At 39.4% G+C, this 26,340-nt stretch carries 21 protein-coding genes; 11 read left to right on the top strand and 10 right to left on the bottom strand.

What is annotated here, in order from left to right:
- Position 1 precedes the first annotated feature (1 nt).
- Both RM549_RS15285 and RM549_RS15280 read left to right on the top strand, forming a co-directional pair.
- Positions 2-1,468: a RagB/SusD family nutrient uptake outer membrane protein gene (locus RM549_RS15285; protein ID WP_311686377.1), complete on the top strand. Its 1,467-nt coding sequence runs from the start codon at positions 2-4 to the stop codon at positions 1,466-1,468.
- Between the two features lie 236 nt (positions 1,469-1,704).
- Entirely contained in the window at positions 1,705-3,369 is a 1,665-nt protein-coding gene (locus tag RM549_RS15280; protein ID WP_311686375.1) for a glycoside hydrolase family 2 protein, read from the top strand.
- Positions 3,370-3,462: 93 nt separating this feature from the next.
- Here RM549_RS15280 and RM549_RS15275 read toward each other — a convergent pair whose 3' ends face one another.
- From RM549_RS15275 to RM549_RS15245, 7 genes are all read right to left on the bottom strand, one after another.
- A complete protein-coding gene (locus RM549_RS15275; RefSeq protein ID WP_311686373.1) occupies positions 3,463-4,686 on the bottom strand; it encodes a redoxin domain-containing protein in 1,224 nt (407 codons plus the stop codon).
- Between the two features lie 60 nt (positions 4,687-4,746).
- Entirely contained in the window at positions 4,747-5,502 is a 756-nt protein-coding gene (locus RM549_RS15270) for a ThuA domain-containing protein (protein WP_311686371.1), read from the bottom strand.
- Between the two features lie 27 nt (positions 5,503-5,529).
- Positions 5,530-6,870 (bottom strand): glucuronyl esterase domain-containing protein, encoded by a 1,341-nt coding sequence (locus RM549_RS15265; protein ID WP_311686369.1) that lies wholly within the window; start codon positions 6,868-6,870, stop codon positions 5,530-5,532.
- Entirely contained in the window at positions 6,863-9,385 is a 2,523-nt protein-coding gene (locus tag RM549_RS15260) for a glycoside hydrolase family 9 protein (protein WP_311686367.1), read from the bottom strand. The genes RM549_RS15265 and RM549_RS15260 overlap by 8 nt, the downstream gene beginning before the upstream one ends.
- 219 nt (positions 9,386-9,604) lie before the next feature.
- On the bottom strand, positions 9,605-10,762 hold the full coding sequence (locus RM549_RS15255; RefSeq protein WP_311686365.1) for an MFS transporter: 1,158 nt from the start codon (positions 10,760-10,762) through the stop codon (positions 9,605-9,607).
- A 640-nt stretch (positions 10,763-11,402) separates the two neighbouring features.
- Positions 11,403-12,908, bottom strand: coding sequence for a vWA domain-containing protein (locus tag RM549_RS15250; protein ID WP_311686363.1), 1,506 nt, complete (start codon positions 12,906-12,908; stop codon positions 11,403-11,405).
- Positions 12,909-13,141: 233 nt separating this feature from the next.
- Positions 13,142-14,023, bottom strand: a complete 882-nt coding sequence (locus RM549_RS15245; RefSeq protein WP_311686361.1) for an acyltransferase family protein — start codon at positions 14,021-14,023, stop codon at positions 13,142-13,144.
- Between the two features lie 180 nt (positions 14,024-14,203).
- Between RM549_RS15245 and RM549_RS15240 the strand changes: the two genes are divergently transcribed.
- From RM549_RS15240 to RM549_RS15215, 6 genes are all read left to right on the top strand, one after another.
- Entirely contained in the window at positions 14,204-14,668 is a 465-nt protein-coding gene (locus RM549_RS15240) for a (2Fe-2S)-binding protein (protein WP_311686359.1), read from the top strand.
- Between the two features lie 25 nt (positions 14,669-14,693).
- Positions 14,694-16,970, top strand: a complete 2,277-nt coding sequence (locus RM549_RS15235) for a xanthine dehydrogenase family protein molybdopterin-binding subunit (RefSeq protein ID WP_311686357.1) — start codon at positions 14,694-14,696, stop codon at positions 16,968-16,970.
- Between the two features lie 17 nt (positions 16,971-16,987).
- Complete coding sequence (locus RM549_RS15230; protein ID WP_311686355.1) at positions 16,988-17,323, top strand: winged helix-turn-helix domain-containing protein; 336 nt, start codon at positions 16,988-16,990, stop codon at positions 17,321-17,323.
- A 74-nt stretch (positions 17,324-17,397) separates the two neighbouring features.
- Positions 17,398-18,552, top strand: coding sequence for a cysteine desulfurase family protein (locus tag RM549_RS15225; RefSeq protein WP_311686353.1), 1,155 nt, complete (start codon positions 17,398-17,400; stop codon positions 18,550-18,552).
- Positions 18,549-19,703, top strand: coding sequence for an XdhC family protein (locus RM549_RS15220; protein WP_311686352.1), 1,155 nt, complete (start codon positions 18,549-18,551; stop codon positions 19,701-19,703). The genes RM549_RS15225 and RM549_RS15220 overlap by 4 nt, the downstream gene beginning before the upstream one ends.
- Positions 19,700-20,308: a nucleotidyltransferase family protein gene (locus RM549_RS15215; protein WP_311686351.1), complete on the top strand. Its 609-nt coding sequence runs from the start codon at positions 19,700-19,702 to the stop codon at positions 20,306-20,308. The genes RM549_RS15220 and RM549_RS15215 overlap by 4 nt, the downstream gene beginning before the upstream one ends.
- Before the next feature lie 20 nt (positions 20,309-20,328).
- On the opposite strand, the gene RM549_RS15210 is transcribed toward RM549_RS15215, so the two are convergent.
- Complete coding sequence (locus RM549_RS15210; protein ID WP_311686349.1) at positions 20,329-20,907, bottom strand: DUF4468 domain-containing protein; 579 nt, start codon at positions 20,905-20,907, stop codon at positions 20,329-20,331.
- A gap of 1,334 nt (positions 20,908-22,241) precedes the next feature.
- Between RM549_RS15210 and RM549_RS15205 the strand changes: the two genes are divergently transcribed.
- The 3 genes from RM549_RS15205 (at position 22,242) to RM549_RS15195 (ending at position 23,703) form a co-directional block, all read left to right on the top strand.
- Positions 22,242-22,598: a BfmA/BtgA family mobilization protein gene (locus RM549_RS15205; RefSeq protein WP_311686344.1), complete on the top strand. Its 357-nt coding sequence runs from the start codon at positions 22,242-22,244 to the stop codon at positions 22,596-22,598.
- Positions 22,599-22,662: 64 nt separating this feature from the next.
- Entirely contained in the window at positions 22,663-22,941 is a 279-nt protein-coding gene (locus RM549_RS15200) for a helix-turn-helix domain-containing protein (protein ID WP_311686342.1), read from the top strand.
- Positions 22,942-22,953: 12 nt separating this feature from the next.
- Positions 22,954-23,703, top strand: coding sequence for a hypothetical protein (locus RM549_RS15195; RefSeq protein ID WP_311686340.1), 750 nt, complete (start codon positions 22,954-22,956; stop codon positions 23,701-23,703).
- A gap of 270 nt (positions 23,704-23,973) precedes the next feature.
- On the opposite strand, the gene RM549_RS15190 is transcribed toward RM549_RS15195, so the two are convergent.
- Positions 23,974-24,864 (bottom strand): outer membrane beta-barrel protein, encoded by an 891-nt coding sequence (locus RM549_RS15190; RefSeq protein ID WP_311686338.1) that lies wholly within the window; start codon positions 24,862-24,864, stop codon positions 23,974-23,976.
- A 39-nt stretch (positions 24,865-24,903) separates the two neighbouring features.
- Positions 24,904-26,340 (bottom strand): T9SS type A sorting domain-containing protein (locus RM549_RS15185; protein WP_311686336.1); only part of this gene is annotated, 1,437 nt, incomplete at its 5' end.

Raw genomic sequence — 26,340 nt, 5'->3', positions numbered from 1 at the left:
TATGAAAAAAATAAAAATAATTTTAATGGCCTTTGTCACATTATTCGCTGTAAACGGATGTGATGAAGAAGATTTTGAACTAACAAACCCAAGTGGTCTTTCCCCTGAAACTTATTTTAGGACAGAAGCTCAGGTACAATCGGCTGTAAATGCTGTATATGCCAATTTGCAAACTATAGGGTTGTATACAAGAACTTATTTCTTTGCGATGGATATCATGTCTCGTGAAGCTCTGGGGAATCCGCAGCTGGAAGCAGATAAGAGAGTTTATCAGGAATGGTCGTTCGATGCGAGCCATGCGCCAATTAGCTGGTATTGGGACGCTTGTTACAGAGGTATAAACAAGGCAAATTTTGTTATTAATAATGAAGATAGAATTAATGATATTCCATCTTCGCTTTTAACTGATGACAAAAAGGCTCGTTTTATTGGGGAGGCCAAGTATATGAGAGCTTTCTACTATTTCTTATTAGTAACGCGTTTTGGTGATGTACCATTAATTACTACGATTCCTGAAGATGGATCTGGATTCCCTCGTACACCTTCTGAACAGGTGTATGACCAAATAGTAGCAGATTTAAACGATGCCAGCCAGTCTTTATGGGAAAAAGAGCGTACAGAGGATGGTAGAGCTACTCAGGGTGCTGCTTATGCCCTACTTGGGAAGACACATCTTTACAGAGAACAGTATCAGGAGGCTCTAAATGCATTTGATAATATCTACGGAGAATATTCTCTTGAAGAAGATTACTTCGCTAACTTTAGAGAAGAAGATGAATTTGGTCCTGAATCTATTTTTGAAGTTCAATATGATGATGATTTAGGAAACTCAGCAGTATGGAATTCAAATGCAGCTGGTGAAGATGCAAACGAAGTTACCTTCCGTGGCCAGGAGTATGGTTTTAACGACTGGTTTAATGTATATCCTAATCCCGAGCTTCTTGATGAATATGAAGAAGGTGATATTAGGTATGACGAAACTTTCTATTTTCCTGGTGATACATTTGCCGGTGGAGTAATTGAAGAATTACCTCTTGATAGAAGGGCTGCGTGGAGAAAATATCAGAATTATTATAAGGATGTAAATGAAGATCAGGCTTCTGGTATAAACATGAAAGTTATTCGTTATGCCGATGTTCTTCTAATGATGGCTGAAGCTGAAAATGCATTGGGTAATCAAGCTGAAGCTATTGGGTACATTAACGAGGTAAGGGAAAGAGCAGAGTTAGACCCTCTTCCTATGGATCTTTCTCAGGAAGAAGTATTTGATGCTATTGTTCATGAAAGAATGGTAGAACTTGCTGGAGAGCAGGTACGTTTCCCTGACCTTGTAAGATGGGGACTTGCTGGAGAATATCTTTCTGAATATGGTTTCCAGGAAGGAATCAACGAAATCTGGCCTATACCAAATGACGAAATTTTCGCCAATGAAGGTATAACTCAGGGTGATCAGAATCCTGGTTACTAATAAATTATGTTTTTAATTCAAAGCCCTTTCATTAAATTGGAAGGGCTTTTTTTATTAATCTTTTTTAACAACCTCCAAGCTATGTGTCAGGTAAAACATTTGCAGTTTTTTATCATAATTACCCTTATCTCAATTTGCTCCTTCTCCGGGTTCTCTCAAACCCTTATTCAAAATGTTGAAAGCAGAAAAAAATGAATCTGAATGGAAGATGAAATTATATTGTAGACCCTTATCAAATGGGGTACCTGGACTACAGGCAGAAGCCTTTTGACCAAAGCCCTTTGGGTAAGGGTGGATTTTATGAAAACCTAAATGCGGAAACTGCTCCGGGACGTATTGAATATAATTTTGACCTTTCACCTACATTGCATGTACCTGGGGATTGGAATTCTCAGGCAGAGAATCTGGAGTTATACGAGGGAACCTTGTGGTATAAAAGAGATTTCGCAATTTCTCCAAAAGAGGAAAATCGGTATTTCGTTCATTTTGGTGCTGTGAACTATGAAGCACATGTTTACTTGAATGGTGAAAAATTAGGTGTTCATAAAGGTGGTTTTACGCCTTTTCAATTCGAGGTGTCAGGCAAATTAAAAGATGGTAAGAATTTCCTCGTTGTGATGGTGGATAATACCAGAAAACAAGATGAAGTACCCACTGTAAATACCGACTGGTGGAACTATGGAGGAATTACAAGAGATGTTAACCTTCTTATTACCCCTAAAACTTTCATTTCTGATTACAAGATCCAATTGGCAGATAATGATATGAATGTAATTGAAGGTTATGTGCAAATGGATGGAAACGCATTGGGTAGAACTGTTCAGGTTGCAATTCCCGAACTTAATATAGAAAAATCTCTTACTACAGACGCGTCCGGTAAAGCGGACTTCCAGGTTCCTGTAACTAATATTAAATACTGGTCTCCTGATAATCCGATGCTCTATGCTGTCAACCTTTCCTCAGGGAATGAAAGTGTGGATGACAAGATTGGTTTTAGATCTATTGAAACTGCGGGTAAAAATATCCTGCTTAATGATAAGTCAATCTTCCTGAAAGGAATTTCCATTCATGATGAGAATCCTTTAATTGAAGGGAGATTAAGATCAGAAGGTGATATGAGAATGATGCTGGAATGGGCAAAGGAACTTGGTTGTAATTTCGTTCGTTTGGCTCACTATACACATAATGAAACTATGATTCGTCTGGCAGATGAAATGGGCTTGATGGTTTGGGCGGAAATTCCTGTTTACTGGACAATCTCATGGGAGAATAAAGAAACTTATCAAAATGCCGAAAATCAATTAATGGCAGCAATTGAGCGTGACAAGAACAGGGCGGGTGTTATCATTTGGTACGTTGGCAATGAAACACCGGTCACAGAGGCCAGGAATGAATTTATGGGTAAGCTGGTATCCAAAGTTAAAAATTTTGACGATACACGACTTGTAGCAGCTGCTCTGGAAGTAGAGCGCGATGGTTACACTGTAGAAGTAGATGATCCTCTAGGCGACCAACTGGATCTGGCCAGTTTTAATGAATACGGTGGCTGGTACTGGGACAAACCTGAAGAATTAACCAAATATACATTTGATATTCATTTTGATAAACCTGTAGTGATTACCGAATTTGGAGGAGGGGCTTTAGCTGGTTTTCATGGGGATAAGAATACCATGTGGAGTGAAGAACACCAGGAATTCATTTATGAAGAACAATTAAAGATGTTGAATAAAATTGATGGCTTAAGAGGAATGACTCCGTGGATACTAGTGGATTTTAAGTCGCCTAGGAGACAGCATCCGGTGTATCAAAACTTCTGGAATAGGAAAGGATTAATTTCTGAAACTGGAGAAAAGAAAAAAGCTTTTTTCGTACTACAGGATTATTACGAAAGTTTAGACTAAATACTGAAGAAGAAAAAACTCCGGAGAGTTAAGGGATCCGGAGTTTTCAGTTTGCTCGTATTCTTTAAATTTTAATAAATTTCACAAAATCCATTAATACACTCTTCCCATCATAGGATGCTCAACAATCGTTTTCTTGAGCTCAAGGAAATCTACTTCGCCCTGGTAACTCCATACTACGTCGCCTCCTGGTTCAATAAGCATCGTGTAAGGAAGTGCTCCGTTCCATTCCGGGTCAATTGCTTCGATTAGTTCGTATTTATCATCATTTATTGCGATATAATTTTTTAAAGCGGAATTGGTGCTTATAAGGAAATCAAGTGCACTTTCCTTCTTCGAAAGTTTATCTGCAGATATTGAAATAAACTCAAAGTCTCTTGCGCCAAACATTCGCTGAATAGTAACAAATTCTGGATATTCTATTCTGCAGGGTGCGCACCAGGTTGCCCAGACGTTGATTAGCCGAAGCTTCTCACTGTCATTGGCAATTAGTTTGTTAATTTCATCTGTAGAACTTTCTTCTAAGGCCACCTCTTTCTCTGCCCATTCTGCATCTATTTTTTCACGATTTTTGGTCTTCCAGCCCCATTTTGTGGAACAGCCAAAAGTTTTAGTAACAGGTTCCTTAATCTCTTCATCAGCAAGAATTTTATCAATTGCATTTCTCAAATCTTCACCATTTGTAGTGCCCGGTTTTTCTGTGTCGTCTATCCTGCCCACATACTGTAAGCTTCGCTGCTTATCAAATACAAAGGTATGTGGAGTCGCTGCCGGCCCATAGGCAAGGGAAACCTTCTGGTTGTCACCATCGTACAAATAAGGAAAGTTGAAGTTCATATCCTCATCCCTTATAACCATATCTTCATAAGTATCTCCTAGATCTGAATATCCTAATTCTTCCGGCAACAGCCCTAACGGACTATTAGGAGAAATAGCTACAACCTGAACATTTTTATCTTTATAATCACTGGTTATAGATTTTATCCTTTCTTCATAAGCCTGGGCGGTAGGACAGTGGTTACAGGTAAATATGATCGCTAATACTTCAGCAGAATCATAATCGGAGAGGGAGTGGTCCTTTCCGTCGGTACCGGGAAGATTAAAATCTGGTGCCTTACTCCCTATTTCTAACGTCTTTACCTCCTGTTCCGGTACTTTTACCGGGTTAGAAGAAAAGGCAAAAGTATCCAGGACTTGTGCCTGTTCATTATTTTCCTGTGGATTTTTAGTGTCAGATTTGCATTGACCAAAGAGTGTTACCATCAGCACTGGCAGCAAACACTTTAGTAGAGGATAAGGTGCATGGATTCTTTTCATGAGGAAAAAATTTAGGTTCTTTAATTTCAGAATATTTTTTCAGTAGAAAACCAGTAGCAACTACTTTTTAATTCCATTTCCCGTAGCAGCCCAGTAAATACCTCCATACAGGTGATGCAAAAACCACGGGTCTTTATAAATCTCTGCAATATGTCCTAAACCAGTATAAAAGGATCTGCCGTTATCAAAATTCTGGTACCAGGCTATGGGATGATCACCCGTTCCTTTCCCAACCTTCTCACCCCATTGGGCTTCCGGATCATAAGAATCTTCATCAACATTTAGTAGTATGTTTAGGTTTTCCGAATATTCTTCTGGAAGAAATTCATACCACTCGTCAGTCCATAAAAATCTCTTTGGAAAAATTTCCATGCCGGGGAAATTCGTATCCACTACGTCCACCATAGCAGATTGCTCTAAAGGATGAATATGGAACATTTTCCCTACCAACTCGTTGTACCATGGCCAGTCATACTCCGTGTCTGAAGCACTGTGAACACCCACAAAACCTTTCCCAGATTGGATGAACTTCTTAAAAGCTTCCTGCTGCTCTTCGTTTAAAATATTACCTGTCGTATTCAGGAAAACGATAACATCAAATTGCGCAAGAAAATCATCATTAAACCTGGTGGCATCCTCATGCCATTGAAGATCAAAGCTGTGTCTTTTTGCCATAGATCTCATGGCAGTTACCCCTTCATTTATGGACTCATGGTGCCATCCGTCGGTTTTTGTAAAGAGAAGAACATTAAATTGATTTTGGGCAGATGTCTGTAGTGCAAAAAGCAATACAAAAAGTATAAGTAAATTTTTCACGTTGGAATTTTTGTTGGTTTAATATAGTTAATCTTCTTCAGTTGTAAAGTATTTACTGGCGAATTCAATAAAATACGGCCAGTTTGGAACAACAGTATGTCCACCTCTGTGCTCACGAAAGGCAATTTCGCCATCCAGCAATGCCTTGTGTTCTAAAGGATATTCTTTAGTTCCCATTCCTCCCTTTCCCAGGAGTTCATAAACGGGGGTAGCATGCACACTGCCCAAAAACATTCCTTTTGCATCTATCCATTTTCCTTCTACTTCCGGATCTCCTGAACTAATAAAAACCGGACGTGGTGCTGCCATTGCTATTAGTTGATGTGCATCTACAGGTAAATCGTTTGGTGTGAGAGGTCCGGCGTATTTAATAAAATTTGGAGTGAACCAATGATATTCTCCAGACGAGGCAAGGTTTTCTACCTGCTCGCCGTATTCGCGTCTCAAAATCTTAGTTCCACCTGCTCCGGAAGAGCCTATAAATCCAATGGCAAAACGAGGATCATAAGCAAAAGTTACAATAGCAGCTTTACCATAGCGGGATAATCCTTCAATCCCCACCCGATCTTCATCTACATCACGATCTGTTTCAAAATAATCCAGAGCCCGGCTTGCTCCCCAGGCCCAGGCGCGCAGCGTTCCCCAGTCGTCCAGTTTTCTTGGCTGTCCTTTGTTAACAAGACCAATAATTCCTTCCCGTAATCCGGCACCGTTGTCGGCCTGAAAACTGGTAGGGATCAGGATAGCATAGCCCCACCCTTTTTCAAGTAATTGCTCCTGCCATGGTGTACCTTCAGGAGCGGGTCTGGGTACATGCGAAGGCCAGTTCCAGCCAAATTCCATAATAACAGGCACATGTTCTGTTGTTGCAGGAGTGGTGAGTGTCAATTCAATGTCAACATCTATTTCTGGGTAGGCAGAATTATCGACCCGACCTATCAACTCTTTTTGAATTACAGGGTATTCTCCGATTAAAGTATCTTTTGTTCTTATTACTTTCCAGTGTACATCAGGAATGTTTTCAGGAACACGGCCGTATATTTCACGGTCAAAGTCTTCTTTAATTTCTGCTCTTCGTCGTTCCCAGTCTTGGGTTGATTCTACTTTTGAACCATCTTTAAAAACCAAAGGATTTGGTAAACTGGTATAAGGAGAAGCTTTGGATTCATCTGCATTTGCTGCGTTGGGAGCTTCGGGATTACCAGATGGACCTGGCCTCAATTCATTAATGCCCAGCTTCTTCATCATTAGTTGATGATCTTTGTTGCTTAGCTGGTTTATACTATCCCGGTCCTGTTGCGAAAATTGTGCGAAGGACTGAAAAGTAATTAGCAGTATAGAAATTAAGGTGAAGAGTGCTTTATTCATTTAGCAGGGAATTTACGGCGTTTACGAGGTAGATATAACTTGAACCAACATTTACGACATATTCATTTTGTCCCCAAAGGAAAGGCCAATCTTCCCTGTTTTCGGGAAAGTCCGGATTTAAAATTAAAACCCCAGGTACAACTCCTCCTGCAATAAAAGAAAAATCTGCCCGGTTCATTCCGTACGCCACTTTTTTAGATTTTGTACCAACTCCAGAGACAAAAGAAATAGAGGAATCGGGATGTGTTCCGTAGATATAGTTTAGGCTTTTAAAAACATATTCCTTATCAATCAGATCAGGAAATGCTTTGTGGAGCAGGTAATTATTTATTGCAAATTCAATAACCTGACCATTTCCTGCCCAGCCGCCCCGGCCGATTGGTACACCAAAAGGATTTTCCTGATAATGTTTATCCAGTTCAGTTTGATAAGCCTTTGTTCTTTTTCTCATCTTTTCTCTAAAAGAATTGTTCATGAGAGGAAGCGCCTTTGTAGCACGACCGGCATGAGAAGCAAAATTAGCATCAATAACCGGCCACATCTCTTCAATACGCTTAGCGTATTTTTGATCTTTTGTTGCAAGTAAAAGTTCTACAGCTGCTTTTAATTTTTCATCTTCTAATGTTCCACCGGTGGTATTACCATGATGAAAAAGATCTGGTTCTTTAGCGTTCTCTTCCTCCCATACATTTTTTGCTGTTTCTATAGATTCTTGTGCCAACGAATCATTATATCCTTTAAGAACTCTGCTGGCAGCAGCAAGAGCAGCTATGGAACCATAGTTGAGAGGTGTGGATTTACTTGTGAACGCCCATCTGTCATCAAACTTCCCGCTTCTGTAGCCGTCAGATTCCAGAGAATCCATAGTTTCTTCGTAAATAAGATTATCTGTCATTGTTAATCCGTCGCCAAGGTGCGTGTATTGGGAAATATCAGGTACGATTATTCCCGGGATAGCATGCCCTACCGCTCTGTGCTGTGCAATTAAAGCCAGGGTCCCATGTTCGATTTGCTGAAGCATATCCGGCTTTCCGTCGGGATTATGAATATCAACGTATTTTGCGTCATAGTCTACCAAAGTTTGATCACGCTGAAGATTAAAATCTTCATAAGCATATACCAGGTTGTTAACTACGTGGTATTGAGTTTGTGTCCGGATATCGTAATCTCCGGCGTCGTACCAGCCTCCAATATTTAATCCGGGAATATGTTCCCCGGGCTCATATTGCGTATCTGTAGTTGGTCCCTGGGCATATAGATCAAAATGTTCATGGTTTACGGGTGCCTGCAAAGCATCATCCAGATGGGATGCACCGTGCCATACGCGATAAGCTTCGTTAACCAGCATGTGGTCCATTTGTACAGGAAAATATATATCATTTGTAGGGTGCCATGCATCTTCATAAATGTTTTCGCCTATACTGAATGGAGCAGAGGTTTCTTCACCGTAGCTAATTACGTAAGTTCCCGGTTCTCTTACTTCAGAAAAATCGTAATGGAAATAGTTGTAGCGGGTATATTGGCCCCATTCGGAAAGGTTGCTGGTTTGCACGTCAATTTTTTCTCCTTCTTCGGAAATTTTCTGAAGAGTTGCTGTTTGCTCAGGAGTAGCATTTTTATCAAGTTCAATTACAGCTACCTTTTTCTGCTCTGGATGATATCCCACCTGGGAATGAGCAATTACTGGCTTGCGTATCCATCCGGGAATTGAATTTGCTGAAATAAACCATTCCATGACTTTTCCTGTTTCACCTTCAGGGAGCAGGCTTCTCACTACATACCAGCCATTCTGGGCTTTGTCCCTTCCATCGTGCAACATTAATTCTGCATCTTCTGAAACTATTGTTACCCTGCGCTCTGCATCTTCCGGTGCCAGCACAAGTTTGTGACCTGTAGCCATAGGTTTTGGTGAAGTATAACCAGAATCATCCTTCTTCATATCACTACTTGGGTATAGCGGAAAAACATCACTCTTCCCGTCCATGTAATAAGTTTTTTCCCAGTAAGCCGAAGGAATAAATTCCATATTTAAGCCAGCTCTGCCAATAAGGGCTTCGGGCATTTCTTTGTCCAGGTGCACACTTAGAAGAACTCCATCATCTTTGGCTTCGGCACGAATCATATATTCAAAATTATAATCCGGATATTTTTGGTAAGTATCTATACGGCCGTTTGTTTGATCAACTTTTCTTTCAGAAAAAGTAGGAATTGCATCCCACTGCTCAGGAGTGGCATGTAAGCGCACATCTCCGTTGGTTGCCGTGCGCACCCCGTGATGTATAATTTCTATTCCGCTTATTTTTGAATCGCTGAAGAGCCCGTTGTACCAGTTGCTAAAAGCCAGAATATTTACACCCGGTGCCTCAAAATATTCTTCATCGTTTAATTCCAGTTCGGTATCCTGGGCACAGAGTGAAGAAAAGGTAAATAAAAATATAAAGAGAGGAAGGCTTATTTTCCGCCATTTAAATATTACAGTCTGCTTTTCTGTGAAATTAAAGTAGTCGTGTTGCATAAAGGGATTTGGTTTGTTGTTGGTCTTATTAATATTTAACATGCCGATGTAAAGAATGCAATCGGTTTCGTTAAATGTAAGCAATTTTTTGAAAAAAGTGAAGATAGATTTAATCTTCACCGTAAGATATTGTCCCGTTGTTCACAGTTAAATACCTATTCCTAGAAGTCGAGGACAGAGGGGGTGAAGGGTTACAACAATTAGAATTTAAATGTAATTTCAAGCAATATCTTCTTCTTTCATTTTACTTTCATGTCTGAAGAAGAGTTGTGAAACCGGAATTAGCATTAATCCGGCAATGACAAATAAAATGAACGAAAGTTGTAAATTGAAGGCATTAGCAAGGTAACCTATAAGTGGCGGCCCAAGAAGCATCCCAACAATGGCATAAGTAGCAATAATAGAAACTGCCATTCCTGCTGAATATTTAGATGATCTTCCGGCCAATGTAAAAGTCATTGGAATAATAGAAGCCACACCCATCCCTACAAGGCTGAATCCAACAATTGCAGGCCAGAAATAAGGGAAAATAATTACCATAATAATCCCGACTGAAATAAAAATGGAGCTGTAAATGTACATCCTTTTCATTCCGAAGCGATCCACCAGGATATCAGAAATAAACCGGGAACCAGCCATAAAAAGCATGAAAATAAAATACCCCAGCGTAAAAATTTCTTCTCCAATTACCTCCTTAAAATATACTCCGCTCCAGTCAAACATTCCGCCTTCACAAAGCGCAGCGAAAAATACCAGCAATCCCAGGTAAAGGATGAACTTATCTGGTTTTCCAAGTTTTAATTTGTTGCCCTGCGGCGCACGATCATTGGTAAGCAGGAATCTGTAAGAGACAATTGCGGCAATAAAGGTCACCGCAGAGACCATCGCCAGGTGTTCCAGCATCGGGACGTCCAGTTTAAGCATTAAAGTAGAAAATCCCACGCCGGTGAGTCCGCCGGTACTCCAGAGACCGTGAAAAGAACCGTTTATTTTTTTTCCGTAGCCTTTTTGAAGGGTTATTGCCTGGGTGTTCATAGATATATTCAGGATCCTCATGCAAAAGGAAAACATAAATATGGAAATTATCAATAAGAGGAGAGTGTCTGCATAACCAATTCCTATAAGTGCGATCGAAAAAAATAGAATAGAAGCCAGCAAAGGCGGCCGGCTATTAAAACGCGACACCAGCCATCCGGAAATTGGTAATCCAATAAGAGAACTTACCGGCATGGTTAGCAGCAGGTTTCCAAGTTCGGCTTCGTTAAGATCAAAAGAGGATTTAATGGTAGGAATACGGGAAGCCCAGGTTGAAAAACAGACGCCTGAGAGAAAAAAATAAATACTCAATGCTATGCGCTGCTGCTTCTTGGTTTCCATGTTTCAATTTGACAAGATGCAAATATCAGAGGTAATTCTGAAACTGAAAAGTAATGCAACGTTATTTTATTCTGAAGCAGTAAATAATCATAAAAATCTACTTCTTCAGAGTAAAAAAGCTCCCAAAAACTGATTTATGAGATAATAACTGAATAATGGAAGAGCAATAAGTATCTGTTTCTTAATATAAGGCCGAAAATTGTCATTTTTGAAGGTAGGCTTTGGAAAAGCCTATCGTAACTTATTACTATAGCAAAAAGCATTTTCAGATTAAAACCTCCTATTTTGCCCTCCTGAAGCTCTTTTCTTCCTTAAAAAATGATTTTTTATCCTTTTTTGAGGTTTTTACCACTTCAGAATCGAAAGAAACTGATTCTTACTTCTAGAATAACCTTTATAGTTGCTTTTTAGTTAAAATCTCGCCTCCTGAACTGACTTATTTATTTCAAATTTGGACATTTTTATGGGTGACGTTCTTACAAATGTTCTGAAAAAATTGAAATGCACCATAAAAATGTCAATTGCCATTAATAATATTCAACCTATCCTGAAAATTGGCAAATTTATCTATTCCTTTAGCTAAAAGAAATTTTCTGAAGGATTCGATATTTAATATTGTTATATTAAATTTAAACCCTGTTTAAAGACTGCGGGCTTTTTCAACAATCTGTTTAAATTCAGCCTTAAATCCATGCTCATCTCTTAAATTCGTAGCGCTTAGCCATTGAAGGATTTTATCATAGCTACTTGTCCCTTTAAATTGAGAATCTGATAGCAACATAGAAAATGAAGCCACACTTGCTGTAAATTTTAAATAATCTGATGACTGGTCAAACGAATTTCCTTCATCAAAAATTTCCAGTTGAATTGGAATGCTCGTATCGCTGTCGGGATTTTTATATCTAAAATCAACAGCCAAAGCCGCAAGGCTAATGTCTGGGTTATGGGCAGGGATAATTTCATAAAGCGCAGTTATATTTTGCCCGGCACCAATTTCCCCGGCATCTTTTTCATCATCCTCAAAATCTTCTTCTTCCAAAACCCGGTTTTCATAACCTATAAGGCGGTAAGCTTCAACAACTTTCGGATTAAAATCTATCTGAATTTTTACATCTTTTGCTACGGTATAAAATTTGTTATAATCATAAATAAATACCTTCCTAAGCTGCTCAAGGTTGTCTATATATTCATAAGTGCCATTACCGTTATTGGCTATTTGTTCCAGGGCTGCATCGTTTAAGTTACCACGGCCAACCCCAAGCACAGTAATAAAAACACCGGATTCTCTTTTTTCCTCAATCAAACTTATCAAATCTTCCTGGCTGGAAATTCCTACATTAAAATCTCCGTCGGTTCCAATAACCACCCTGTTATTTCCATTTTCAATAAAATTTTCCTGGGCAATTTTATACGCGGTAACAATACCTTCTGCACCGGCAGTGCTGCCTCCAGCTCCTAATTGATCTATAGCGCTTTTAATCTTCTGCTTTTCACTACCCGGAGTAGATTCTAAAATAACACCCGCAGAGCCGGCATAGGTTACAAGCGCTACTTTGTCATTATCATCCAGCTCATCAACAAAATACTTAAACCCGTTTTTTAATAACTGAAGTTTATCTTCACTTCCCATAGAACCGGAAACATCTATAAGAAAAACAAAGTTAGAAGGTGGTAAATTTTCTTTTTCTATAGGTTTTGCTTTTATGCCTATCCTCACCAGTTTATTTGCATTATTCCATGGACTGCGACTAACTTCCCCGTTCAGGGCGATTGGATGAGGATCATTGTCAAAATTATAGTCCAGGTCAAAATAATTGATCAATTCTTCAGTTCTGATCGCTCCTTTAGGAGGTAACTGATTTTCCTGCATTATAAACCTGCGTACATTTCCATAAGATGCGCCATCAGCATCAATAGAAAAAGTTGAAACAGGCTCCTCTGCAGTATAAATAAACTGGTTTTCTTCATATTCATTGTAAGAATCGCCTGGTAGTGAAACCTCTCCAGGATCAAAATAATCTCCACCATTAAGAGCATTATTAAGGTATTGGTTTCTGCCTGTTGTTTCTGTTTGTTCTGGTAGCTCTGTTTCACAAGAAAACTGAATTAAGCTGAAAAAGATCAGAAAATATTTTAAGTTTTTCATAATTAGTGGATTAGTGTATTTATTAGATACAGGTGCTGCGGAATGGTTGCGTAGAAAATCCATCTTTTTTAGAATAATTTTTTCCAATTATTATCAGCTGATTTTTTGAGAAGGTGAATTAATTGAAATTTTAGAGTGTAATGGTATGTCATTCCTGCTCTACCGGATAATAATTTTTGCTTTATTGCTTAAGATCACAAAATTTTGAGCAAAAAAAGGAGGAATTTAAATTGTTACACCTCTGCTACCACACCTGCCTTAGTTGATTTTGATTCTTCAGTTTTTAGTCCGAACAGGGGACGTAGAAACCCGATTCTTCTAATGAGGAATTCATACAAAATCCAGGAGGTAATAAAAGTTCCGGCTACCATAAAATCGGCTTTCTGCCAAAACCCGAAATCAAAATCCTTTAGGGAATACCCAAGGCAGATGATCACCGTTTGATGCAGAATGTAAAACGGATACACCGTCTCGTTTGCATAAGATAATGCTGTGCTTTTCTTGTTAAGATATCTTGCTGCAAATCCAAAAAGAGCCAGAATCCAGCTCCAGGAATTAATATCAACAATCAAAGGAATCAGATAATCTGCCAAAAATATATCAGTAGATCTGAGAACCAGCAGCAGGTAAACACTGAAGAAAACCATTCCGGAAAGCAGAAAGATTCTTATGTTATCAAGTACAATCTTCCAGAATATTTCTTTGATAGTAATAAGAACAAACCCATAGAAGAACAGAAGGCTATAATTCACCAGCGTGTACCAATCCCCTACAAACGCATGGGTTTCCGGGAAATATGGCTTTAACAGGATCTGCGCCAAATACAGCGGCAATAAAAACCAGAGGAAGCCAACGGGCGCTTTTACCTGTTCCTTAATCCAGTTTAAGAATTGATTATCCGGATTATTTCTGAAGTAAAGGAATAGCGGAGTCAGTGCAAGGGAAAATGCCAGCAGGTACGGAAGAAACCACAGGTGGTGCCAGCTGAAGTTGCCTTCGGGATAAATTCCGCGGAAAGCATGGGAAGACCAGAAATCTAAATTACTTCCTGAATATTCTGCATTATTTAATCTCTCGATATAAACCTGGGGCGGTACCACTAAAATTATTCCCACTACAAGGGGAGTCAATTCAGAAAATATCTAATATTTATACACCGCTCAATAAAGAAAGCATCAAATAATAATTGATATTAGCCCTGGTACACATTTAAGATTTTAAGTGGTTTCAATTTATTTATTTGAAAATACCTTGGTTTATCAGAAAAAACAGTAATTTTTAGAAAAATTTGCTTTATGTCAGTATATACACTTAATGTAAACGGAGAAAGTTTAGAAGTAGATGTGGCTTCGGATACTCCGATATTGTGGGTTTTACGTGATCATTTAAAATTAGTGGGAACAAAATATGGGTGTGGTATTGCACAGTGTGGCGCCTGCACAATCCATTTGAATGGCTCCGCCGTTAGATCCTGCCAGCTTCCTGTCTCATCTGTAAGGGACAACAAAATCACAACTATTGAAGGACTTTCCAAAGAAGGTGATCATCCCGTTCAAAAAGCATGGCTGGAGCATGATGTGCCTCAATGCGGTTATTGCCAGGCAGGCCAGATCATGTCTGCCTCCTCCTTGCTAAACAGAAATCCGAGTCCCAGTGATACTGAAATAGAAAATGCCATGAACGGTAATATTTGCCGCTGCGGAACATATACCAGGATAAAGGCTGCTATTAAAACAGCTTCAAATTCTAAGATCGTATAAAGTCAGTTAATAAACCCGAAAAGAGATGAGTAAAGTAAAAACAGGAATGGGCAGAAGATCATTTATAAAAAATGTTTCTCTTGCCGGCGGCGGATTGCTGATTGGTTTTAACTGGCTGGCATGTAAACGTTCAGCAGAGGAAAGCGGCAGCGAAGTTGCACTGGAAATGCCAGATGAATGGTTTGAAATAAATGGTTACCTCAAAATTGGTGATAATGGAGTGGTGACTATATTTTCCCCAAATCCGGAAATAGGGCAAAATGTGAAGACGGCCATGCCAATGCTCGTAGCCGAAGAACTGGATGTGGACTGGAACAATGTGATCGTAGAACAGGCGCCTTTAAATACTGATATTTTCTCCAGGCAAATTGCCGGGGGAAGCCAGTCTATTCGTCAAAGCTGGGAGCCGCTAAGAATGGCAGGGGCTACAGCACGACAAATGTTGATTATGGCTGCGGCAAAGGAATGGGATGTTCCGGTTTCTGAACTTTCTGTAGAAAAAGGAATTATAACACATGCAGGTAGTGACAGATCTATAGGTTACGGAGAGATCGCCAAAGCTGCCGCACAAGTTGATGTTCCAGAAGAAGTAGTACTAAAAGAAAATAATAATTTTAAAATAATTGGCACCTCGCGTAAGAACGTAGATGCCAAGAAAATAGTAACAGGTCAGCCATTATTTGGTCTTGATGTTCACCGGGATGATATGCTCATTGCGATGATCGTTCAACCGCCCGCTTTTGGAATGCAATTCAAGTCCATGGATGCAGATGAGGTAAAGGATATGCCGGGGATAAAGGATGTTTTTGTGATAAATACTTATCCTGATGATATGGAGCGGGAATGGAGTGACACTACTTCCTTTCCAAAATTAGTAGCAGTGGTAGGTGATTCCACCTGGCAGGTGATGCAGGCCAAGAAAGCCTTAAAGGTAGAATGGGATCTAAAACCTGAACTGGTAGAAGAAATAGAAATCCTCGAAAAATCCCAGGCCTTAAGAGATTCTGGCGGACTCGAAAATTCGGAAATACATCGTACTATAATGAACGAAGTTGCTTCTGAAAAGTCAGAAATGATAAGAAAGGACGGTGATCCAGAAAAGGCTTTTAAGAATGCAGCCCGGGTAATCGAGCGGACATACAGCTGCCCGTTCCTTGCGCATAATTGCATGGAACCAATGAACTTTTTTGCAAATGTCACCGATGAGAAAGCAGAGTTACTGGGCCCTATCCAAACCCCCGAGTTTGCTGAGAAAAGCATAAGCAAACGCTTTGGAATGGACCTGGAGAATATAGATATTCAAATGACCCGTATGGGTGGTGGTTTTGGTCGCCGGCTTTATGGAAATTTTCTTGTGGAAGCCGCCGTTATTTCCCATAAAGTAGGAGCACCGGTAAAACTTGTGTACAGCCGGGAGGACGACATGACCAACGGAGTCTATAGACCGGCCTATCAGGTAACCTATAAGGCTGCACTGGATGTCAACAACAATCTCACCGCCTTCCACGTAAATGCCGGGGGAGTGGGGGAGAGCCCGCTTTTTGCCAATCGTTTCCCGGCGGGAGCTATAGATAATTATCTGGCGGAAAGTTGGATAACAGATTCGCAGATTTCTATTGGAGCCTTTCGTGCACCAAGATCTAATTTCATTGCAGGAGCAGAACAATCTTTTCTGGATGAACTGGCTGAAGAAATGGGACAGGATCCTATTCAGTTCCGTCTTGATATGCTTAAACGTGCAGGTAATAATCCTGTGGGTGAAAATAATGATTATGATCCCGCCCGATATGCGGGAGTATTGGAGCTGGTAAGGGATAAAGCGGGATGGGAGAGCAGCAATGCTTCTTCAGGCAAAGGTGTTGCTGCCTATTACTGTCATGATTCCTATGTAGCCCAGGTTCTGGAAATGGATTTAAAAGATAATGAACCCGTAATTAATAAAGTGACCTGTGCAGTGGACTGCGGAATTGTGGTAAATCCAGATGCAGCAATAAATATGGTTGAAGGCGGTACTATAGATGGTATTGGACATGCCCTTTACAGTGAATTAACTTTTGAAGACGGTGTAACACAACAAAGTAATTTTGATTCTTACAGGCTGATTCGTCATCGTGAAGCTCCAAAGAAAATTGATGTGCATTTTGTAGAGAACGGTATAGATCCCACAGGTCTGGGAGAACCTCCATTTCCTCCTGTGCAGGGCGCGTTGGCCAATGCACTCTATAAAGCAACCGGAAAAAGGATTTACAGACAACCTTTCTTCCCTGAAATAGGAACTGAGAGCAAGGAAATAAAAACCTGATCAAGGAGCTTGTTACGATGAAAAATATCAGATTCAAATGTTGGGTGGAGGAGGAAGGTCAAAAATTCTACGGCCCCGGCCCAAACGAATTGGTTAAGCGTATCCAGACGGAAGGATCGCTTTCAAAAGCTGCGGGACAAATGAATATGTCTTATAAAAAAGCCTGGGATCTGGTTCAGAGGTTAAATAATCATTCTGAAAAGCCATGGGTGATATTGAGAAAAGGCGGGCAACATGGAGGCGGAGCAGAAGTTACTCCACATGCTGTAAAAGCCATGCAGGAATATGACAGCCTGCAGCAGAAAATCAGGGAACTGCTGGAGCAACAGGAAGATATGATCAGGATCTTTTAGTACATTTAAGAAGGGAATTTCGTTGAAGTTCCCTTTAATTGTAAAACCGTTATATACAGGAATACATAACGCGCGTGACAGAAAAAAAGAAAATATATCTCGACTACAATGCCACTACTCCGGTAGACCAGAGAGTTGTTGATGCTATGTTGCCTTATTTCACCGAAAAATTTGGAAACGCCAGCAGTGATCATATATATGGTTGGGATGCAGCGGAGGCGGTTGAAATTGCCCGGGAGCAAATTGGCAGGTTAATATCCTGTAAGTCAAATGAAATTACATTCACCTCTGGAGCTACCGAAGCTGCTAATCTTGCCTTGTCCGGATATTGTGAGGGAAACAGATCTAAAGGTAATCATATTATTACCTGCAAAACCGAGCATAAAGCTGTGCTGGATACGATGGAAGCTTTGGAAACAAAAGGTTTTGAAGTCACTTACCTGGGAGTTGACGCTAATGGAAATATTAATCTTCAGGAATTAGAGGAAGCTATTACTTCTAAAACGATTCTGGTTTGCCTGATGCTGGCTAATAATGAAACAGGTTTGATCCCTCCTATTCAGGCAATTGAAAGAATAGTAAATTCTAAAGACGTGAAACTTATGAGTGACATCACACAGGCTGTGGGTAAGATTCCGGTGGATTTAAGAAAGTTGAATCTGGACCTGGCTTTTTTCTCTTCCCATAAGATTTACGGACCCAAAGGTGTTGGAGCCTTGTATATAAATAAACAGAATAAAGTTGAAATGGATCCGTACATTTTTGGTGGCGGGCAGGAAAAGGGAATCCGCCCCGGCACATTAAATGTTCCGGGGATTGTAGGTTTTGGAAAAGCTGCTGACATTGCTTTTTCTGATATGGAAATGGAATCAGAAAGGATGGTGAAGTTGAGAAACAAGCTGGATGATGATCTTAAGCATATTGCAGGAGCAATAATTAATGCTGGAAGTTGTGAGCGGCTTCCGAATACTACCAATATCTCGTTTAAAAATATCGATGGTAATCTGTTTCTAAGAAAACTGAATAGCCTCGCTATATCCCGCAGTTCAGCCTGCACCTCTAATACAGTTCAACCCTCACATGTCTTAAGAGCAATGGGATTAAAGGATGACCTTGCTCTGTCTTCATTTCGCTTTAGCTTGGGAAGGAATACCAGTACAGAAGATATTGAGTTTGCGGTAAAAGAGATAACCAAAAATATTGGTCAGTTAAATAGGGCTATGGTATGAGAGAGTTGGATGCCATTATAGCTAAATATAATTCTCTAAAAAAGACAGAGACCGAATGCGTATTGGCCACCGTGGTGCACGTGGATGGTTCCTCCTATAGAAGAGAGGGAGCAAGGATGCTGATTGATGAATACGGCAATATTACCGGCGCAATAAGTGGTGGTTGTTTGGAAGGAGATGCGCTGCGAAAGGCGCTTCACGCATTGCATCAGCAAAAAAATAAGTTGGTAACCTATGACACCAGCGATGAAGAAGATGCCATCATTGGCGCACAACTGGGGTGTAACGGGATCATTCAGGTTTTGTTTGAACCTTTGGATTATCGGGATGGTTTTAATCCCTGTGAATTGCTGAAGAAAACATTAAATCAGAAGAATCCTCTGGCAATTGTGGTTCGGTTTAACCTCAATAAATTAAAAGAGCAATTGGGAACAAAACTGATAATTTCGGGAGATTCAGAAATCTATGGTAGAAAGTCGGAAAAGGAAGTATTTAACCATATCCTGGACCAGGCTAATCTTGCTTTAAAAAACAGGACAAACCAGTTTGCCGAATTTTTAGTCGGTGAGGATACACATTATATTTTTACTGAAGTTTATCTGCCGCCTGTAAAACTGATTATTGTTGGTGCCGGAAATGATGCTCAGATCCTGGTGCAGCAAGCTGATTTGCTGGGATGGGATGTGGTGGTAACAGATGGCCGGCCCACCCATGCAAATAAAGAACGCTTTACCTCCTCCTGCCAGATCATTGTCTCAAAACCGGAAGAAACCTTGAATAATATTGAAGTAGATGACCACAGCTTTTTTGTGTTGATGAGCCATAATTACAATTATGACCTGGCGGTGCTTAAGTTGCTTTTAAAGGAGAAGACAATTCCCTACATCGGAATCCTTGGTCCGCTGAAAAAATACCAACGGATGCTGAAGAATTTAGAGGAGGAAGGATTAGATCTTAACCGGAAAATTTTAAATAAAGTATATGCTCCCGTGGGCCTGGAGATTGGTGCAGAAACCCCTGCAGAAATCGGACTCTCCATTCTAGCTGAAATCCAGTCGATTTTAACTGGAAAGCCTGCAAGTCCGTTAAGGGAAAAATCTGCTCCCATTCATGAGCGACGTAACAATCAGTTTAAAGCAGTCCGGATTTGAAAGGCGATACAAAAATCGGGGTTATCATACTGGCAGCAGGATCTTCCAGTCGGCTTGGTTATCCAAAACAGCTGGTGGAATTCAGGGGGAAATCTTTACTTCAGCATAGTATTGATGTTGCAGACTCGTTACACTTTGACGTTCAAATCCTGTTAATGGGCGCAAAGGCAGGAGAAATCCTCAAAAAAATTGAGTGCAGAAATTTCGAAATAGTAATCAATGATAATTGGAAAGAAGGAATTGGGACAAGCATCAGCAAAGGGATTTTTGAAGCTCTGCATCTTCAGAATGATCTGGATTATGTTCTTATTTTACTTTCAGATCAGCCTTTTATAACCACAGAGAAGATCCGGGAAATAATAAGAGTTAAACTGGAAAGCAAAAAGTCGGCAACATTTTCAGAATACTTGGGGGAGGCCGGGGTTCCTGCAATCTTTTCAAAAGAAACCTTTTCGGACTTACAAGAGCTAAAAAAAGATCAGGGAGCTAAAAAGTTAATATTGAAGAATCGAATAGAATTTGAATTGGTGAAATTTGAAGGTGGTAATTTTGATGTGGATACTGCTGCAGATGTTGATTTTTTAAAGCGACTGGAAGAAGAATAGATCGACTTGAAGTAGCTATCCTAAGTCTTTTGGATGTAAAACGCCAAATCTTCTGCCATTGCTAAAATTTCCTTCTTTACATCTTCAACCATTAGATGTTGAACCTGAATTCCCTGAGAATAAATCTTTCGAAGTTTCTTCTTATTCCTTAAAAGTCTGCGGTTTGCCTTCTGCAAGTTTTTGGATTCATTTTCGAGAGCTTTCTCAAACGCCTCCTTCCAACTTGCATAAGGTAAGGGTCCATTATCCGCTATAGGGCTGTTTTGGGTAGAAAGATTACTAATTAGAAGCTTATATCTTCCGTCGAGAAAATGCATTATGATGCTGAAATTTATTTTTTTCTCCACCTGTGCGCCTGATAAGCCTTGATAAACTAATAAATGCTTATTGGTAAATATGCGATTATCAGTATTTTTATTAGCATTGTCAGCATCTTGAAAGGTTATGGCAATCCATTCATAAGCTTTATCCTTTAATTCCTTTTGCTGCATACCTTCTACTTGAAATACTTTTTCATAATAGAGGTGGCCGGAATCGTTGCTTTTGAATTGAGCAAGTCCCATTAAAGGAAAAAGTATCAGGAGTAAAAATTTGTTCATTGCTGTGGGATTTGCAATTTCGATTCCTTTAAATAGGTATGTGGCAAGCTATATTTTTTAAAAAATTCTCTTCCATTTTTAGTTGTTGAAAGAGAAGTGTAAAAACGCGAAAACCCCTTTAAATGCAGGGGTTTTCACTTCTAGTACTCGAGGCGGGAGTGCATTTAAATCGGAATTCCCTGCTATTCCTGCGGTTTCAAAGCGCATCCAAATGGAGTGCCACCGAATTAGACACCTTTAACTTAATCTTAACTTTTTTCTGTTTTTAGAAATAGAACAGGATTCGGCCTTTCAGATGATCTGGAATTCTAATCCTATTGTTTTGATTTACTTTAGGCCAATGCAGTAAGAGCGAGAAAAATAGCTTCTAAGAACCCTCACCACATTTCCTTTCATTCCGCTGCTCTTCATTCCAGGAAAAGCGCTTCGTCAAAAAAAGATCATGGACCCATATCTAAAAATTATTCCTCTCCTCATAACTTTTAGGTATGCGTCCGTAGTGTTGAGCTTCATATTTTTAATTGTGCTAAACTACCCGCTCTTTTCATTTCAGCTCTACTACTCCCAGATCCTTTACCGGCGTTACCATTTTTCGGGATGCAAATGTATGGGATTTAGAACTTAGCCGGACTTATAGGTAAGAGCTACTTTGGTTGAATATTTGTCACTACGTCCTATCCTAATTCTAAATCCCATGTGCTATAGGCAACAAAAAATGGTAACGGCGAAGGCTCTGCAGGAAGTAAATAGAAATAGATGAAATCATGTTCAACTCGCTCTTTTTTCCTCTAAAATCTCAAAAAATGGAAAACGCTCAGGATATAGAAAGTAAATAGAAGTTTTTATTTAATACTGTTTGAGCTGATTTAGTACTGTTGATTTGCTTCTCTGATCTTGAAAAATATTGTTTCAAAGCAAATGATATCAAAGATAATTTAACAGAAAAAAGTAGCTGTAACCTCTTTGATAATAAGCCTTTTATGTATTTTTAAATTATTGAACTACAGTAGTTTTTAAAGTATTATTGTCTAATTTTTTGATTTGACTTTCCTGACAATAATACGCATCTAAAGAATTTGTATTGGAAATTTCCTGCCCTGTAAACCGGTATTGGTTTATGGCAGGATGGTATTAAATTTTTGCCCTTTGGGGCAAAAGTGGAATAGCAAGAGGGTAACGGGCAGCGCCCCGTTACATATTCCACTTTTGGTTATAAATAATTGATTGTCAATTATTTAAACAACCACGTAACAGCTTAAAAATAAGCCTTTGCAATAATTTTTAACTAAAAACCTCCGGTAGCTCAACAAAACCGAAAAAAAATTTACTAAAAAATGGATAGAGGATATGAAAAAGAGGCATTTGTGACGATAAGCATCAAAACCTCTGTAGCTAAAAAATTCAGGAAGTACAGCAAAGAAATTTCGAAATCCCACTCGATGACTTTGCTGCTGATGTTGGAATTTTTTGAACATAACGGGATAGCTCCAACGGAGGATTTCGGTCCCCGGATGCAGACGCTTGAACATTTAATCAAGAAAAGGATCAATGGCGTGATAGCAATTCTAAAAGACATTGAGAAAACCCAAACCAAACCAACAACTGGGATGCTCATGGCTTTATTGGAACCTCCGGAAAAGAAACCGCTGCTGTTGGAGAAAAGACAATTTTCTGATAAGGAAAATTATTAAAGGTTCTTGATCACAATAGGTTTAGGATTGTAATAAATAATATGTCAATGGAAATAACAACAAGATGAAAAAGACTCCACATCCGATTATGGTTAGTATCCATTCCCTTGAAGCCAAAATCGATCAGCTGACAAGGGAGTTTAGAATCAGGCAGATCCAGGACCCGGGATACATTCTGCTGGATAATGCTGATTTTATCCAGATGTTCAAAATAAGTGCAAAAACAGCCCAGAACTGGCGAGAAGAAGGGCTGATAGAATATGCACAGGTTAAAGGAAAAATCTACTACAGGCTAGAGGATATCAAAAACTTTATAAACCGTCACAGAAAAAGCAGGAAGTAAACTTCTAAAAAGATGAATCAGGAAATATCAGTTCCCATAGAGCTCTTTATAAATGCACAGCAGAAAGGCTATGCTAAAAAGCTGAAATTCTTTTTGTCTTTAAAGCTACTGTACCGTTGCGGAAAAACAAAACTGAATGATGGGGAGCTGTTGTTTTTGGAACTCACCGAGCAAATCAGCTCAAGAAAAACTACCTTGAATTATATAAAATTTCTGATAGAAAAGGGATGGCTACAGTACAATACAAAAACGGGATATTACATCATCAAATCCTTTGACAGGATACGCAGGGAGAACAACTGGAGAGTAAGGCTTTCTTTCCCGGTGGATTTTAATTCGTACAGGAACATCAAAGCAATTACAGGGGCAATTCTTTATGGATATCTTCATATAGACTTCTGGAGAAAAGTAAGGAGAAAGAAAAGCGTACAGATAAAAGGCAGTACCTATCATTTTCTCTCCCCTCACTTTAATTATAAAGAAGCACCTGCTCCGCTTTCTGTATTAGGAATTTGTAACATCTTTAAAATTTCAGCATCCACCGCTTCCAGATTAAAAGATTGTGCCCAGAAGCACCACCTGCTGGAGGTTCGAAAGAACTACGGGACAACAGTGCCCAACAAAAAGGCTATGGAGCTGTGTTTAAAGTACAATGATAAGGGTAGCAATATTGTTTATCACCAAGGAAATTACCGTTTTCAGTTAATTGACACTATTTTACCTCTTTTTCTTTTTAAAAAGCGGCAAAAACTGAAAACATAAAGGAAAGGTTATATGGAAAAAAATTTAAAAAAATTATAAGGGGGGCGACAGGTTATTTTTAAAAAATAACCTGTGTTTCATCTGTTTTAAGCGCGATAGCGCGTTTGTTATTTTCGCGGCCGAACCGTCCCATAGCTGGTTCACCACTAGACCGGTACTGGTACAGTACTAGTCCATTTTTTGGCCTAAGTTGAAGGATTAGTTATAGAAAAAAACAACCTCTTTATTTTAATAAAGAGGCTGAATTACATTAACTAAATCCTACCAGTGTCAGAACTGAAGTGCATATTGGATTTTCAAACCAAATGCCAATGTATTTAATTCTTCTACATATTGAGTAGAGTCAGTGTTATTTTCTGACGAGAGCAGGCTACCATTTATGAAATTCATTGGATCTTCAGTGTTGTAGGCAATAAGGTTCTGCTGGTCTTGTTCGGGTCTTATATTATTTAAGCCATAGTCTACGAACAAGCCCATGTAAAGAGCTTTATCATTTTCTAGCATAAATTTAACTCCTGTTTCGAGATTAAATATAAAATTGGTTTTAAGTCCGAGTTTAGATTTTGTTGTTTGCATAGGGCCAAAATCTCCAAATCCGGCAAACTTTGGATCACTAAGTTCTGCATCATACTGTTTATAATATCCACTAGTAGTTAAAGAAGAAGCCTCTGCTTCGTATTCAGACTGAATTACAAAGCCTGCTTTAAAACCTCCTGCTGCATAGAACCTGGTAATTCCCTTAGTTTCGTATTGAACCTGAAGTGGTATGTTCAGAAAATATACATACTGATTCTCAAAAAAATCTTCAGCACGGTATCGAAACTCAAATTCTTCACCTTCCATATCCGTAGTGGTATCAGCATCTTCTATATCCGACAGGTAAGCGGAGCCTTCGATATATTGTAATTCGGTACCTGTACCAATACTCCAGGAATCAGAAAGATAGTAGAAGTAACCCACTCCAATTTTCAATCCGTTTTCCATATTGTTTTTTTGCCCAAGTACTTCGTAGTCAAGTTTGGAAAACAATCCCCCCAGGGAGAAGGAAACCTCATTCTTGGATTGGCCATATGAAGTCGATATGGCACCGAAAACCAGCATGAGCAGTAAGAACTTCACTCTTGTTTTACCCACGTAAGTATTTATATTATTGATTTTCATTAGATTTTATTTGATTGTTTAAATTATGCAGTGGTTGAATTAGCGGACAATAAACTTGACAGATTTATTTCGTTTACTTGTTCTTATGCTAAGAATATAAACTCCTGCCTGCATGTTGACTGGTAATTCAATTGTAGTGATTTTTTTATTTGAACTTAGTCGTTTTACAAGTCCGCCGTTAAGGGTGTGTATCGCCAGCACCATTGTTTTCAATTCCTCCTTAGGATAATCTGCAAAAAGCTCTAATGATTCTCCTGCATTAACCGGATTTGGGGTAAGCACTACTTTATACGAACTCCTAAGTTGAATGGCCGTGGAGCAGGTTCTTAATATTTCCCCATCTTCTGTTGTCATTTCTACGGAGTAAGTACTCTCAGAATTTAACTGATCGCTGGCATTATCACCTTCAGAAAAATATTGATCTGTTCCCACCAATGATCCATTTTTAAACCATTTGTAGCTCACAAATTTATAGCCTCCATTAGTTTCAGGATTGTTGTTTACCAGCAAGACATTATTGAATTTTTGAATCACGATATCTTCAAAATTGAAAGTTTTTTCGATGGTGATATTGTAGGACCTGGTGATACTTCCATCTTCTGAAGTTACAGTGACATTCTCGTGATAAAATCCTGGAGCAGGTGTGGCGATGGTAAACACTTCAGCGTTATCTGCGGAAGAGCCCCGGTTTGGCTCCAGTTCTATCTGTACGTCGTTTTCATCACTGCCACAACCAATTAGGTAGTAAATCTCTGCGGAAGGATTATCGTAGTTAGTACCGTTGATAACTACATAGTCCAGCTTTGCTTCACTGCTTGCTATATTGAGAATTCGGGTAATAGGAGCCGCAGCTTTATAATTCTGATTTCCTTCCTGAGTAGCAGTAATGTTGATTTGCCCTGTAGTAATCAATCTCACAAAGCCACGTGCACTAACTGAAGCCGCAGGTTCAGCATCTTCCGAAGTATAAGAATACGTCACAGCCAATCCTGAAGTTGAAGTAGCGGACAGATGGAAATCTTCATCGATTTGAAGGTTTCTATCACTAAGCTCATCAAAAATGATTTCCTGCGAAGCCTTTTCAATAGTCAGAGCAGCAGTCAACACTTTATCACTAAAGTTCTCCTGACTTACAATAGCAGTAACGGTATAAGTTCCTGCATTTGTCTTCGAATTATTGCTGTAGGTCACACTGGCACCTTCAGGCATTCCGCTTACAGCTAAGCTGTGTGGCTGACCATCGTAAGTGAAGGTGGCATCATCAAAACTTAGCTCTTCAATTTCTGTGGAAGTAATTACCAGTCTTATTTCCCTGGAAGCGGACATATAGTTTTCAGTCTCTTCGGAAGTAATAGTAACATCATAAGTGCCTGCATTGGTATATCCTTGTTGAGGAGTATAGATCAGTGCAGTCTCTGAATGGTTCAGAGTAGCTGTAATATTCTTCACAGTACCGTCATAGTTGAAAGTTTGAAC

The sequence above is a fragment of the Autumnicola patrickiae genome (assembly GCF_031846525.1).
GTDB lineage: Bacteria > Bacteroidota > Bacteroidia > Flavobacteriales > Flavobacteriaceae > Autumnicola > Autumnicola patrickiae.
This window is presented reverse-complemented; position numbering and strand designations above follow the sequence as displayed.